Annotated in this window: 1 protein-coding gene; it reads left to right on the top strand. The window is 69.9% G+C overall.

The window, feature by feature from the left end; genetic code table 11:
• Positions 1 to 1,133: condensation domain-containing protein (locus AXW62_RS38485; RefSeq protein WP_252368891.1), on the top strand; the 1,133-nt coding region annotated here is incomplete at both ends.

Genomic DNA, 1,133 nt, shown 5'->3' with positions numbered 1-1,133 from the left:
AGGCGACAAACGCCTGGTCGGATACGTAGTGGCCAAACAGGACCAGACCATCGACCCGACCACCGCCCGCGGCTACGCCGCCGAACGACTGCCGGCGTACATGGTGCCGTCGGCCGTGGTGGTACTGGACGAACTGCCACTGACCGTCAACGGCAAACTCGACCGCCGCGCCCTCCCCGCACCCGACTACACGGCCGCAGCCGACTCGCGCGGACCACGCACACCGGCGGAAGAGATCCTGTGCGGCCTGTTCGCCGAGGTACTCGGCCTGACCGACGTCGGTGTACACCAGAGCTTCTTCGACCTGGGCGGACACTCCCTGCTCGCCACCCGCCTGGTGGCACGGGTGCGGACCGCCTTCGGCGTCGAGCTGGGGGTACGCACCCTGTTCGATGCGCCGACCGTGGCGGGGCTGGCGCAGCGGGTGGGCGGAGCCGGTGCGGCCCGAACGGCCCTCGTACCGGCCCAGCGGCCCGACACCGTCCCCCTGTCGTTCGCGCAGGCCCGACTGTGGTTCCTGCACCGCCTCGAAGGCCCCTCCCCCACCTACAACATGCCACTCGCCCTGCGGCTGACCGGACACGTAGACGTCGCGGCGCTGGAGGCCGCCCTCGCCGACGTCGTGGCACGCCACGAAAGCCTGCGGACCGTCTTCCCGGACATCGACGGTGTGCCACAGCAGCGGATCCTGCCGGTGCGGGAGGCCCGGCCACAGCTGACCGTCACCACGGTCGACGCCTCCGAACTGGATGTGGCACTGGCCACCGCCGCACGCCACACCTTCGACCTTGAAACCCAGATCCCGGTACGTGCTCACCTGTTCACCACCGGACCCGACACCCACATACTCGTGATCATGGTCCATCACATCGCGGTTGATGGGTGGTCGCTGCGACCGCTGTGGCGCGATGTGAGCACCGCCTATCGGGCGCGGTGTGCGGGGCGGGAGCCGGGGTGGACCGAGCTGCCGGTGCAGTACGCGGACTACACGCTGTGGCAGCGCGACGTCCTGGGCGACGTCGAAGACCCCAGCAGTCAGATCGCCGCGCAGGTGGAGTACTGGAAGCAGACCCTGGCAGGGCTGCCCGACCGCATCTCCCTGCCCACCGACCGCCCCTACCCGCCCACCTCCT

This window comes from Streptomyces hygroscopicus subsp. hygroscopicus (genome assembly GCF_001553455.1).
In the GTDB taxonomy this organism is placed as follows: Bacteria; Actinomycetota; Actinomycetes; order Streptomycetales; family Streptomycetaceae; genus Streptomyces; species Streptomyces hygroscopicus.
This window is presented reverse-complemented; position numbering and strand designations above follow the sequence as displayed.